Source organism: Haloactinomyces albus, assembly GCF_031458135.1.
Taxonomy (GTDB): Bacteria; Actinomycetota; Actinomycetes; order Mycobacteriales; family Pseudonocardiaceae; genus Haloactinomyces; species Haloactinomyces albus.
In genome coordinates this window covers 4,062,971-4,076,519 of the sequence record NZ_JAVDXW010000001.1, presented here as the reverse complement: position 1 = coordinate 4,076,519, position 13,549 = coordinate 4,062,971, and the positions used below count along the sequence as shown (strand labels likewise).

10 protein-coding genes are annotated in these 13,549 nt (G+C 64.5%); all 10 read right to left on the bottom strand.

The genetic code is table 11. From position 1 onward, the window contains the following. Positions 1 to 15 precede the first annotated feature (15 nt). The 10 genes from JOF55_RS19245 to JOF55_RS19200 all read right to left on the bottom strand — a co-directional run bounded on the left by JOF55_RS19245 (position 16) and on the right by JOF55_RS19200 (position 13,547). On the bottom strand, positions 16 to 1,020 hold the full coding sequence (locus JOF55_RS19245) for a pirin family protein (RefSeq protein WP_310276171.1): 1,005 nt from the start codon (positions 1,018 to 1,020) through the stop codon (positions 16 to 18). A 30-nt stretch (positions 1,021 to 1,050) separates the two neighbouring features. Continuing rightward, complete coding sequence (locus JOF55_RS19240; RefSeq protein ID WP_310276168.1) at positions 1,051 to 1,563, bottom strand: MarR family winged helix-turn-helix transcriptional regulator; 513 nt, start codon at positions 1,561 to 1,563, stop codon at positions 1,051 to 1,053. A gap of 37 nt (positions 1,564 to 1,600) precedes the next feature. Beyond that, positions 1,601 to 2,020, bottom strand: a complete 420-nt coding sequence (locus JOF55_RS19235; protein ID WP_310278460.1) for a PIG-L deacetylase family protein — start codon at positions 2,018 to 2,020, stop codon at positions 1,601 to 1,603. A 208-nt stretch (positions 2,021 to 2,228) separates the two neighbouring features. Further along, positions 2,229 to 3,248, bottom strand: a complete 1,020-nt coding sequence (locus JOF55_RS19230) for a beta-ketoacyl-ACP synthase 3 (RefSeq protein ID WP_310276165.1) — start codon at positions 3,246 to 3,248, stop codon at positions 2,229 to 2,231. 135 nt (positions 3,249 to 3,383) lie between these two features. Then, on the bottom strand, positions 3,384 to 5,132 hold the full coding sequence (locus JOF55_RS19225; RefSeq protein ID WP_310276164.1) for a fatty acyl-AMP ligase: 1,749 nt from the start codon (positions 5,130 to 5,132) through the stop codon (positions 3,384 to 3,386). Positions 5,133 to 5,207: 75 nt separating this feature from the next. Beyond that, positions 5,208 to 5,468: an acyl carrier protein gene (locus JOF55_RS19220; protein ID WP_310276162.1), complete on the bottom strand. Its 261-nt coding sequence runs from the start codon at positions 5,466 to 5,468 to the stop codon at positions 5,208 to 5,210. Next, positions 5,465 to 7,198 (bottom strand): fatty acyl-AMP ligase, encoded by a 1,734-nt coding sequence (locus JOF55_RS19215; protein WP_310276160.1) that lies wholly within the window; start codon positions 7,196 to 7,198, stop codon positions 5,465 to 5,467. Before JOF55_RS19215 ends, JOF55_RS19220 begins: the two co-directional genes overlap by 4 nt. 58 nt (positions 7,199 to 7,256) lie before the next feature. Continuing rightward, entirely contained in the window at positions 7,257 to 8,450 is a 1,194-nt protein-coding gene (locus tag JOF55_RS19210; protein ID WP_310276158.1) for a cytochrome P450, read from the bottom strand. A gap of 29 nt (positions 8,451 to 8,479) precedes the next feature. Beyond that, complete coding sequence (locus tag JOF55_RS19205) at positions 8,480 to 11,524, bottom strand: thioester reductase domain-containing protein (protein ID WP_310276156.1); 3,045 nt, start codon at positions 11,522 to 11,524, stop codon at positions 8,480 to 8,482. Beyond that, positions 11,448 to 13,547, bottom strand: a complete 2,100-nt coding sequence (locus JOF55_RS19200) for a type I polyketide synthase (protein WP_310276154.1) — start codon at positions 13,545 to 13,547, stop codon at positions 11,448 to 11,450. Before JOF55_RS19200 ends, JOF55_RS19205 begins: the two co-directional genes overlap by 77 nt. Positions 13,548 to 13,549 lie beyond the last annotated feature (2 nt).

The following is a 13,549-nucleotide window of genomic DNA, read 5'->3' as shown; positions in this document are numbered from 1 at the left end:
TGCGGGAGCTCCGGATCAGTGGTGGGGGTGGTAACGCCCGCGTGCTTTCAGCCGGGCGTTGGGCAGCGTCGGCGCGGCCAGGGCGGGCCCGTCGTAGCCGTCCACGGGGCCGAACCGGCGGTGGGGCGTGTCGGTGTCGTGCTCGCGTTCCCAGGCCGAACGTGCGGCGACGATGTCATCGTGGCTGCGGCCGATGAAGTTCCACCACATCACCAGGTCCTCGGCGAACGGCTGTCCACCCAGCACCAGCGCCTGGCCTGCTACCTCAGCGGACAGCCGGACCTCATCGCGGCCACGACCGAGATACAGCATCGCCCCCACCGGGATGGAGACGTTCTCGGCGCTCAGCCCCGGCGACAGGGCCAGGATCGCGTGCTCGAACTCCGGCTCGAGCGGCACAGTCGGCTGCCCGCCCGCGGGGACGGCGAGCCCGGCCCCCACCAGCGGCGAGTAGGTCGTGGCCGGCGAGATCGCGCCGTCGACCTCTCCGGCGAGGACCGTGATGCTGCCCTGCCGCGACTCGTGCCGCGGCAACGCGGAATGGAACTCGAATGCCGGTGCCACCTGCCGGGACTCTTCAGGCAGGGCCACCCACAGCTGCGCGCCGTACAGGCTCGCGGAATGGTCCGGCGGAGACTGCTCCGAATGCGCGATACCGTGTCCGGCGGTCATCAGCGGAAGCTCACCGGGGCGCACGAGCCGACGGCTACCAACACTGTCCTGGTGCCAGACCTCGCCCTCGGCCAGCCAGGTCACCGTCTGCAGGCCGGTATGCGGATGCGGCGGCACCTGCATTCCCGCCTGCCCGGTGATGTCGCTCGGACCATAGGAGTCGGCGAAGCACCACGCCCCCACCATCCGCCGGTCGCGGTTCGGCAGCGCACGCCGCACCCGCATCGCCCGCGGCCCGCCCAGCGGTACCTCACGCGGGTACAACAGCTCGATGTCGGGCTCGGTCGCGACAGCCACGCCGGCCGAACACACCGTCTGCTCAGCGGGATAGTCCTCGACGTTACTCATCAGTGGCTCCTGCCTTGCTCTCCCGGCCCGTCAGTCGGTGCCGGATGCGGGTTCCTCGGCCTCCTGCCCGCGTGCGTCGGCCTCCTGCCCGCGTGCGTCGTGCAGGCGGCACCGCAGACGGGTGAACACGTTCGCGAGCACCTGCAGCTCGTGTTCGTCGAGATCGTCGGTGACCAGCCGCTGCACCGTCTCGATGTGGTGGTCATCGGCCTCGCGCAGCGCTTCGAGACCGGTCGCGGTCAACACCGCATAATTGACCCGCCTGTCCTCGCGCGAGGGCTGCCGCAGCACCCAGCCGCGCCGCTCCAGCACCTTGACCTGGTAGGTCAGCCGGCTCGGGGAGAACACCATGCGCGCTGCCAGCTCACCCATCCGCAACCGGTGCGCCGGGCTCTCCGAGAGCATCAGCAACACGTGGTAGTCCATCAAGCTCAACCCGGCAGCCGCCCGCAAGTCCTCATCGAGCCGGGTCTCCAACAGCAGGCTCGCCTCGATGTACGGCCGCCAGGCTCGCCGCTGCAGCGAATTCCGCCAGGTCGACATACCAGCAGCATACCGAGGTACTTCAAACGTCGAAATACTACTGCTCCAGCATCATCGGCCATCCGTGTCCGGCGGCCCGGACTTCTCGGACGCCGTGCCAGGGCACCAGCCCCTCGTCGTCCAGCTCGGGAAAGATCCACCGGTTGGCAGCGTCACGGACCGCGTCGATGGTGGCCCACCCCACGGCGATGTGATCAGCCTGGTTCAGCGCGCCCGGCCCGTAAGTCTCGCGGAAGTCGGTCGTGATCACGGTCTCGGGCCGGTGCCTGCGCACCGCGCGCGTGAGTTCGCGCCGCGAAGCGATCCCGTACCCGACGATCCCGTCCGGATGGCCGAGGAAGTCCACATCGGCTACTCCGACGATCTCGGCCGAGGCACGCTGCTCAGCCTCGCGAACCCCACGAGCCTGTTCGGGGGCATGCTGTCGATTCCGACCCCACCGCTGGTGGCCATGCAGTAGCTGACCTGCTTACCCTGACGGGTCCAGCGCGTCGGCCTTCTTACTGCTGCGGGAGAAAAACATCCGCGTACGACTGCGGGTGCGCCGTGCCAGGTCGTCGACCTGCCCGGTCAGGGTGTGGATGTCCGCACCGAGCGCCGAGGTGGCCCGCTCAGCGGTAACGTCGATCAGGACGGTGTTCGGTCAGCACGGTCGGCCGAAGACGTCATCCTGGTCGTTCTGCTGTTGCCATCGCGGCTTCATGAGCCGTCGCAGCCGGCGCGGTCTGCAGCGTAACAATCTGCCCGGCATAGGCGAGCCCTGCACCGAACCCGAACAACAGCACGCTATCACCATCCTCGACTTCTTCGCGTTCCACCATTCGGGATAGCGCAATCGGAACGGTCGCCGCGATCGTGTTACCGACATCAACAACATCCGTCGCAGTGGTGACATCATCAAGGTGCTTTGCCAATGTATTGATGATCCGCAAATTGGCCTGGTGCGGGACGAAGGCCGCGAGATCCTCGGGGGCCACGTCGCTACGCCGGCACATCTCCCTGATGGTCTCCCCCAGGCTTGTGGCCCATCGGTACACGGATCGACCGTCCTGCCGAATCACCCGCTCGGTGGGGTCGATCCTGATGAGATCGGCCTGCTCCCCGATGCTTCCCCACAGTACAGGGCCAATCGCGCGTTGATCATGTGGCACAACGACTGCTGCTCCGGCTCCATCTCCGAAGAGAATGGCGGTGTCGCGGTCCTCCCAGTCCAGCCAGCTGCTGGACTTGTCGGCGCCGATGACGAGCACCCCGCGACCGCTGCCCGCTCGTATGATGGCGTCCGCGGCAGCCAGGGCGTAGCAAAAACCTGCGCAGGCTGCGTTCACATCGAACGCAGCCGGATGTCGCAGTCCGAGGCGTCCGGCAACCTGTGCTGCCACACTCGGCATTCCGGACTCGGCAGTCGACGTCGCCACTATGACGGTATCGACATGGGAAGGGGTGTCCGCCCGACCTGGATAGGTTGCCATCTTGGTCAGCGCTTCCCGAGCAGCCGCAGTCGCCATGTCCACGACGTACTCGTCCTTGTCGGCAAGTCGCCGTTGTTGAATTCCACACCTTGCCACAACCCATTCCGCATCGACACCGAGCTTCGCGGTCGCCTCCTCGGTTGTCAGGACGGTCGATGGCAAGTAGTGTCCTAGGCTTGCGATGCACGATCCCTGGGCAGAGCTGATGGCCATGGTCATTTCTCCTTGCTAACCTGGGTTTATAGATGCACGTCTCACCGCGAGCCGGTTCGAGTTCGTATTAGCTTGCCCGATGGTCAGGGATTCCCGGCGTCGGACAACCCCGTGGCCACTCCAATCCTGACGCGCTCATGGCGATTCCTTCTGCCTTTTTTCGGTGTGCGCGAATTCTCCGGCGAGGTAAGCGGCCCGGCATCTACCGCGCTGGACTTTTCCGCTTGACGTCTTGGGGACCGCGTTCGGCCCGGTGATCACGACGTCGTCAACGGTGATCCCATGATCCGTGGCAACCGCGGCACGTACGGCCTTCACGATGTTGCCACGCTTACGAGTTCCCGCTTCGCTCGATCCCAGGGCGGCGCCGCCTGCCCCAACCACGACAACCACTCTTTCTGCGTCGTCGTCGACGACCGAAAAGGACGCAACACAGCCAGTGCGGATCGACGCGTGTGCTTCCTCGGCAGTGTCCTCGATATCTTGCGGATAGTGGTTCTTGCCGCCGAGGATGATCACGTCCTTGATTCGGCCCGTGACATACAATTCGCCGCGGTGGAGGAACCCGAGGTCACCGGAACGCATGCACGGCCCCGTGCCACCGGTGGTTGGTTCGGCAGCGAACGTCCGGTTGCTCGCACCAGGGTTTCCCCAGTAACCCGTCGGCAATCCCGGGCCACCGATCCAGATTTCGCCGACGTGGTCGGAATCGAGCGGTTCATGGGTGTCCGGATCGACGATGAGCACTTCACGGTCGATGCGGGGGAACCCGCTACTGACCAATGTTCTCCCGGTCTGGGACAAAACCACCTTGCCGTGCTGGAGTGCATCAGTATCGACGATGATCTCCTGCGGCTTGGTGCCAACACGAGTCCCGGTCACCAGGAGAGTGGCTTCGGCGAGCCCGTAGCAGGCATAGAGGGCACCTGTATCGAGCCCGTAGGGCGCAAAGCGCCGGCCGAACGCGTGCAATGTTTGCGCGCGCACCGGCTCTGCCCCGTTAAAGGCGACCCGCAAACTGCTGAGGTCGAGTCCTTCGATTTCGCTGTCACGGATCCGGCGAGTGCACATGTCGAACGCGAAGTTCGGTGCTCCGCTGGTCGTACCGCCGTAGCGGGAAATCGCCCACAGCCAACGAGCAGGCCGTTTGATGAACGATCGGGGCGCCATCAAAACGCCCTGCCCGCCGAGCCAGATCGGATTTAGCACAATTCCGATCAACCCCATGTCGTGAAACAGGGGCAACCATCCGACAGTGGTCAGGTCCTCGTCGTGCTCCATGGATTTCCGGATGAGTTCCTCGTTGTGCACCAAGGCGGCGTGCGGCACAACGACTCCCTTGGGCATCGATGTTGACCCGGAGGTGTATTGCAAGAATGCGATCCGCTCCGGATCGGGCAATTCTTCGATCGGGTCATCAACCGGCGTTGTCGTCAGCGTGTCCGACGAGGCCCACCAGACACCGGCCATTTCCGGCACTACGTCCTTTATCTCGGCTATCACGTCCTCGGGCGCCGAGGCGACCACTGCGTCGGGTTGGCAATCCTTCACGATTGCGCGCAAGGTTTCCACACGAAGCCGTGACTGTACCGGCGAAGGGGGATAAGCGGGAACGGCGATCACTCCCGCTTGCAGGCATCCAAGGAAGATCGGTACGAAGTCAAGCCCTTCAGGCAGCAGCAAAAGGGCACGATCTCCCGGGCGAAGGCGTGCGAGGAGGTTTGCTGCCACTGTCTGGACTGCAGCGCCGAGGTCGGCGAAAGTCATGGTCCGCTGTACTTCGACATCGTCGTCGAGGAAGGTGTACGCGGTGGCTGTCGGCCGTCGCTCCACATGCTCCCGCAACCGGCTCAACAAGGTCGAAGCCCTGCTTGTTGTCGCCATTGAAGTCTCCTACTCCCACATCAGCCTGCTACTGTTGGCCGATCATCCTCGGACACGGTCAGCGCACGAACGGATTCATCCCCTCGAAGCCGCGATAACGTAACTTACAGCTTCGCCGATCGTCGGGTATTCGTATACGAGCGTCGGCGTGATCTCACGGCCAACGCTATCCTCGATTTCAGTGGCCAACTCGATCGCCTGTATCGAGGATATCCCCAGTTCACTAAACACCGTGTCTCGGGATATCGTTTCCGGATCTATATCCAACATCGCCGCGAGGCGGTCGATCATCCAATCTTCTACCTGACTTGCAGTGTAAGTGGAAGAAATACTCATACATGGACTCCTTCATGAACAATGCTGTACTCTCCGGCCAAGTAGGCACGCCTGGCTGCATGACGCTGTAGCTTCCCGCTGGATGTTTTGGGGACGCTGTCGGGGCCGACCGGAACGACCTCGTGCACGTTGATACCGTGATGTTGGGAAATTGCCAAAGAAGATATTCGTGAGAAATCACCAATCAGTTCATCGGTGAGTTCGAAATTCGCACGAATCTCCGCCACGACGACCACGGTCTCCTCGTCACTCATGTCGACCGAGAAGGCTGCCGAGCAACCCTTCCGGGCGGCCGGGTGGGCATTCTCAACAGTACACTCGATGTCGTGCGGGTAGTGGTTACGGCCACCGACAATAATAAGATCCTTGTGGCGACCGGTGATATATACCTCATCATCACGGATGAACCCGAGATCACCTGAGCGAAGATACGTTCGGCCATCACCGCCGAGAATGCGCCCTTCGAATGTCTTCGCACTGGCCTCGGGTTTACGCCAATACCCGGCGGGCAAATCGGGACCGCCGATCCAAATCTCACCGACGGTCGAGTCGGCGGCCTGCTCGCGCGTCTCCGGGTCGACAACGACCACACTGCGGTCTTTCCAGGCGGTGCCGCTCGATACCAGCGGCCACCCGCCCGCCAGCGGTACGGCCCGGCCAAGCTGGAGTTCCTCGGGATCCACGGTCAGCCGTACCGGTTCCGCGCCGACCGCGCTCGCTGTGACCAGCAGGGTCGCTTCAGCAAGCCCGTACACCGGAAACAGCGACTTGCTGTGGAATCCGTATTCGGCAAAGCGCTCAGTGAAGCGGTCGAGGGTCGCTGCACGCACTGGCTCGGCGCCGCTGAAGGCAACTTTCCACGCACTGAGGTCGAGTCCGGCACACTCCTCATCACTGATTCTGCGAAGACACATCTCGTACGCGAAGTTGGGCGCGCCACTCGTGTTCGCTCGGTAGTTGGTGACCGCCTGGAGCCAACGAACGGGACGCTTTATGAACGAGAGCGGCGACATGGAGATGCCATGTCCGCCGAGCCACAGCGGCTGCAGTGAGTTGCCGATGAGCCCCATGTCGTGAAAGAGGGGCAACCAACCGGCGAGCGTACGATTCTGCTCGTCGTGACCAAAGGTGACTCTGATCAGCTCTTCATTGTGCATCAGCGCACGGTGAGTAACAACGACGCCCTTGGGCTCCGATGTGGACCCCGAGGTGTACTGCAGGAAGGCGATGTCGTCCGGGGCGGGTCGCTCTGCGGGCGCTTGTTCGGGCGGTGTCCGAACAAGTTCATCCGCCGTCACCCACCAGACACCCGCCAGCTCGGGGACCGCATCTCGTATCGTGTCGACCAGTTCCTGAGGACCGCTGGTAACGACGACGGTGGGCTCGGAATCCGCGGAAATCGCACGCAGGGTCAGCATGCGCTGCTGCGCCTGCATCGGCAGAGGCGGATACGCGGGGACTGCGATAACGCCCGCACGCAGGCAGCCCAGATATGTGGGCATGAAGTCGATGCCATCCGGAAGCAGCAGCAGCGCACGCTCACCGCGCCCAACACGGCGGCGGAGTGCGGCGGCGATGCTGTCTGTCCGCGCCGAAAGCTCGGCGTACGTGAGTGTGGATGCTTCCTCGCCGTTCTCGTCGAGGAAGGTGTAAGCGGTCGCCGTTGCTTGGTTCTCGCCGTATGCGGTGAGCCGATCGATCAGAGTCGACTCCGGTGTAATGACGGTCATCGGATCTTTCCTAATATCGGTTGGCCGAGGCGAAACGACCGGCCGTTTCCGGTTTTCGCTACTGCGAGATCAGAAGTTTCATTCGGGCTAATCCGTACGAGCCCTGCCGAGAGCGCAACTGCGGCGGGTCGTCCGGATCCAACGAGAACCGATCGAGATGCTTGTAGTAAGCATTGAAGGCGTGTTCGGCGAGCAACCGGGAGAGCGCAGCTCCCGGGCAGAAGTGCCTGCCTGCGCCGAAAGCCATGTGGTCGCCTTGGTTCTCCCTGTCGAGGTCGAACACATCGGGGTTCGGGTACTTACGCGGGTCCCGGTTCGCCGACCCGAGCAACACGTGCAGCAAGGCCCCCTGTGGAATGTGCACTCCGTGCAGCTCGGTCTCGCCGCAGGTGCGGCGCAGCAACCACTGGGTCGGGCTGTACATCCGCAGGTACTCGTCGATGAAGCTAGCCGTGAGATGCGGTTCGGCGCGGAGCCGCGCGGCAAGACCAGGATCCGACAGCAGCATGTGCATACCGCCGCCGAGCAGGTTCATCGTGGTCTCGTGCCCCGCTGCAACGTAGGAGAAGGCCATCGTGGCCAGTTCGTCGCGGTCGAGCATGCCCTCCTCGTGCTCGGCGACGAGCGAGCCCAGGACGTCCCCCTTGTTGGGTTTGCCCTTGCGCTCGGCGGCGAGCGTCCCCATGTAGTTGCCGAATTCGACGAGGTCCTCGAAGAAGCCGGGTGCCTCGTCCGGGTCCATACCCGCGGCCACGGCGAACATGTTCATGACCGCACCGGACCACCGGCGCAGGTCCGCCTTCCGGTCCAGCGGGATCCCGAGCATACCGCCGACGACCCGAAGCGGGAGCTCGGTCGTGAACGCCTCGACGAACTCCGTCGAGTCGCCCGCGAGGACCCGATCCATGAGAGAGTCGACCAGCTCCTCGACCCAGGTTCCCAGTGTCCGCACCAGGCGGGCGTTGAAAGCCCGGTTGGTCATGTGGCGCAGCCGCGTGTGTTCGGGCGCGTCGCGGTTCACGAGCAACGGGAGATTCAGATAGTTCTGCCCGGTGATCTGCGACGAATAATTCTTCTTGTCCCGAAGGCATGCGGTGACGTCCTCGTACCGGCTCAGAACGTAGAAATCACTGCCGTCATACGCTTGGCCTTTCGCATACATGACCGGCGCCTCTTCGCGGAGGCGTTCGTAGATCGGCCACGGGTTCAACCGGTATTCCGGATCGGTGAGATCGATCGTGATTGTCGTCATCAGCACACTCCTTGAGCGGGGATGGTGCGTTACCTGGCAGGCGCTTCCACGAATCCGGTGGCCACGTACTGGCGCAAATAAGTGTGGATCAGATCATCGTTCAGGGGCGGGCAGCTGAGACCCGTATTCGCGAGGGCAGCGCGAGTTGCTTCCGCGTCGGAGAAGGGAAGGCGGACGTGGTCGACCGTGTCGTTCAGGAACGGGGCGAGGCCGAGCAGCGCCATCGTCCCCGAGCTACGGCTGGTCACTCGTTCCTTCCACTCGGCGAAGCTCAGCCGCTGCAGCGGGTAGCCGAACTTCTCCACCGCGTCGAACAGTTCCGGCCACTCCATGGCCGTGTCATTCACCAGGTGCAGGGTCGAACCGTCGAGCTCGGGCCGGCAGGACGCCTCGACGACCGCAGCGGCCACGTAATCGATCGGAGCCGGCTGCACCGGCATCGGCCCGTCGTCGGGTGCGATGCCCGCTTCGATGCACCCCTTCAGGATCATGTTCAAGTGGTCCAGCTCGTTGAACGCGCCGGAGACGCTGTGCCCACCGGTGTTGATCCGGTGGATCGTCATGGGAACGCCGCGGGAGTGCGCGGTGCGCACCATCTTCTCTGCGACCCACTTCGATTGCGCGTATCCGACGACGAGCGGCCCGCTGGTGTGCAGCGGCTGCTCCTCCGCCACCACGTCCGCAGTGAACTCCTCGGAGGAGAACACGCCGACGGTGGAGATGAAGTGGACCGGCCGCGGTGCTCCCGTGGTCGCCAAGCGCAGCACCTCGCGGGTGCCTGAAACGTTGGCGGGTTCCAATCCCTTGTAGGGGTAGGTCCACTTGACCACACCACCGCAGTGGACGATGTCACCCACTCTGTCGTGCAAGGCCGCGAAAGATTCCTCGTCAAGCCCGAACAAGGGCTCCGCCAAGTCGCCGATCACGGGTACGATGCGCGACGTTTCGGAGCCGACGTCGAGACCGTACGCCTCGAGGTTGCTTACAACGCGTCGCAGGGCGTGTTCCTCGTCCTCGGCGCGGACCACGCAGATGACGTTCCCATTGCGCCGGCGCAGGAGTTCGGCGAGTAAGAACGCGCCGACGAACCCGGTTCCGCCGGTCAGGAGCGTGGTTTCCGGAGCCGCGGCGTCGGGCTCGCGGTCCGCGGTGATGTCCGTATCCAGCTCGGCTTCCGCCGTCATTTCCTCCACGCTCATCCAACGCAGCCTCGTGGGAACGGCGAGCGAGCTCGCCGGCGCTGCGGCAGGGGAGGCCGTGCTTGCTGCCGCATCCGCGGTCACCGCGGACACCGGCTCGGGTTCGGCCGAGACAGTGGGGACGACATCCGCGATCTCGGAGGAGACCCAGCGGGCGATGCTCTTGAGCCCGCTACCGTCGAAGAGCATCTCCATCGGGAGGGTGACCGCCAGGTCTCGCTCGACCCGCGCCTTGAGCTCGGCCATCATCAGCGAGTCAGCGAGCTCGACGATCCCTGTGTCGATGTCGAGTTCCTCCTGCCGCATCCCGAGGATGTCCGCGAACAGGGAAATCAGGTGGTCGAGCACCGTTTCCCCGCGTTCGGCACCTTCCGCGGCGCGCAGTGCTGCCAGGTCAACCACCGGTGGTGTCGCCCGGTGGGCAACCTGCGCCTCCGCCGTGGCTTGTTCATCGACGGCACGGCGCAGTATCTCCGGTGAGACGGGCCGGAAGGAAACCCCGGCGATCTCGGCGATGGGCATGCCGTCGGCAGCCACGAGCACGAGGTCGCCGATCAGGTGCCCTTCACCGGTCTCCCGCAACGCGGCGGTGCACTCCATACGGTCCCCGGTGATGGGCCTGTGCAGCACCATGCTCTCGTAGCCGGTGCCGAGGCGAACCGGTCGGTCTTCCCAGCCTTGCTCGACGCCGGAATGGGCGGCAGCGGTCACGAGCTGGATACAGGCGTCGAGCACCAGCAGCTCGGGACGGACACCGGAGGTGATGCCGGAAGCGTCATCCGCGGGGAGCACCAAGGTGCCCGCGCCGACCTGCTTTCCCCTGCTGGGATCGCGAATCAGCCGGAAGCTCGGACCGAGGTGGAAGTCCGGGTGCCACGCCTTCTCGTAGAATTCCTCGTCGTCGATGTATTCGTCGATGCGGTTCTGGGCCCTGGCGATGGTCTCCGGGTCCACGAGCTCCTCGAACTCGTCCGTTTCCACTGCTGTGGCAACAACAGCGCTCAGGTGCTGCTGCCAGTCGTCTCCGGCGTCCTTGGTGAACACCCTGACCTTTGCCCGACCGTCCTCGGGGCGGGAGACCACCACTTGGACGACCGCGGTGTCCCGGTCTCCGAGCACCAAGGGGCGGGCGAGGACCAGGTCCTCCACGTGCGCGGGCGCGTGGAACGCCGATTCCGCGGTACGCAGGATGAGTTCGAGGAAGACCACCCCGGGCACGACGAGGTGCCCGTGGACCCGGTGTTCCCCGAGAAAGGGCAGGGCGGCGAGGGAGAGCTCGGTCTCCGCGAGCGTTTCGCCGGTCGCCGCCGAGAGGACCATCGGCTGTAGCGCGACTCCTCGAGTGCGAGGAGCGTCCGCACTGCGCGCAGGTTCCTCACGCCAGTAGTAGCGGCGGTCGAAGCGGTATGTGGGCAACTTGGGAGGACGCGCGGGGCGCGAGCCATTCACGAGGGTCCAGTCGATGTCGGCACCGTGTGCCCACACCTGGGCAAGTGCCGACGACAAGCCCGCCGCGTTATCGCAGTCCGCAGGCAGCGAGGCCACGAGAGGTGGGGCATCTTCTCCGCCGCGGTTTTTGAGCAGCGGAAGGTGATCCGCCGTACCAAGCTCGATCCAGAGGTCGGTGTCCACACCGGCTGCCTCGTCGAGAGCAGCCTCCGCGGGCGCGGGATGCTGGGCATGGCGGGTCCAGAAATCGGCACTCGCCAGAGCCGCTTCTGCCGCTCCGTGGCCGGTGAGCAGGTCGGTTTCGGCGCGGTTGAGCTGCGCGTCGGACAGGACGGCAGCGAACTGCTGCTCATCGGTGGCGCATGATGAGGTGGGCGCCGGTGGTTGTGGTGAAGATGCCGGTGAGTGCGGCGGCGGCGTAGGCACCCACGCTGTGCCCGACCACGGCTTCCGGCTCGATTCCCTGGGCCTGCCACCACGTCCCCAGCGCCACCGCGGCGGCATACAGCGCGGGTTGAGCCACAGCCGTGTCGTGCAGCGCCCGGACGGAGTCTTCACCATCATCCAGCAGCGCAGCCAGCGGAAGCCGGGTGACCGGACCGACCACAGTGGCCACCTCGTCCACCACACGGGTGATCGTGGCGTCATGGCCATACAGCCCCTGCAACACACCCGCCAACGGTGCGCCCTGACCGGGAATAACAAACCCGACCCGAGGACTGCCACCAGCAGAACGCCGCCCCCGCACCACCCCCGCGGCGACCTCGCCACCGGCAGCAACCGCCCGCAACCCACCCACCAACTCACCACGATCACCGGCGACCACAGCGGCACGCTCGGCCAAATCCGCACGCCCCACACCCGCAGCCCAAGCCACCGACCGCAGATCCCCCTCCGCATCAGCGACCACGAAATCCGCAAGCTGCCGGGCCGACTCCCGCAACGATGCCGCCGAGGCCGCCGACACCTTCACCACCACAGGACCCCGACCGGATGCCGACACACCACCGGCCCCACCGGAACAATCCTGATACGCAGCCGGACCCTCGATCACCGCATGCGCATTCGTACCACCAAAACCAAACGAGGACACACCCGCGATCCGCCGATCCTGCTGCCACGCGGACAATTCCCGCACCACCGAAACCGGCAACCCATCCCAGTCCACCAAAGGATTGAGCCGATTCACATTCAAATGCGGCGGAACCACCCCACGCTCGGCCACCAACAACGCCTTAATCAAACCAGCAATACCGGCCGCCGCCTCCAAATGACCAATATTGGTCTTCACCGACCCCAACCGCACCCGATCCCCACCAGCACGACCCTGCCCCAACACCCGAGCCAACGCCCGCACCTCAATCGGATCCCCCAACGACGTACCCGTACCATGAGCCTCCACAAAACCCACCTCGGACGGCAACACACCACCAACCGCCAACGCCCGACGCACCACCTCCTGCTGAGCAAACCCCTGCGGAACGGTGAGCCCCGAACTCTTACCGTCTTGGTTGGTGGCGGTGCCGCGCACGACACCGAGGATCTGCTGCCCCTCGGCCAGCGCGTCCGACAACCGACGCACCACCACGACACCACAGCCCTCACCACGCACATACCCGTCCGCGTCGGCATCAAAAGTCCTGCACCGACCATCCGAAGACAACATGCGCCCCTGAGACAACGCCACCGTCGTCCCCGGCGACAACAACAGATTCACCCCACCCACCAACGCGCTGTCGCAATCCCCCGCACGCAACGCACCAGCAGCCACATGCAACGCCACCAACGACGACGAACACGCCGTATCCACCGCCAGGCTCGGACCCTCCAACCCCAACGCATACGACACACGATTCGCCACGAAATTCACCGCACTACCAGTAGCCGCATACCCATCCACCCCGGCAACACCACCGGCCGACAGATTCAAACGCTCATAATCACTCCCCCCCACCCCCACAAACACCCCCATACGCGAACCACGCACAGCATCCGGAGCCACCCCCGCATGCTCCAACGCCTCCCACGCCACCTCCAACATCAACCGCTGCTGCGGATCAATACTCACCGCCTCCCGCGGAGGAATCCCAAACAAACCCGCATCAAACTCACCAACCCCCTCAATAAAACCACCATGCCGAGAATACGTCCGCCCCGGAACATCCGGATCCGCATCAAAAAACGCATCCACATCCCACCGACCCGGCGGCACCTCACACACACCGGACCGCCCCCCCACCAACAAATCCCAAAAACCCTCAACCCCCACAGCACCACCAGGAAAACGACACCCCACACCCACCACAGCAAGCGGCTCGGAGAGCTTCTTCTTCGCCTCGGCGGCCTCTTCTCGTGCAGTTTTCAGCTCGACCAAGGCACGGCGCAGGACCTCGGCGCGGTCGCTCTCATTCGTTTCCGTGCTCTGAACTCGCTCCGAGTGAGCAGTCATGA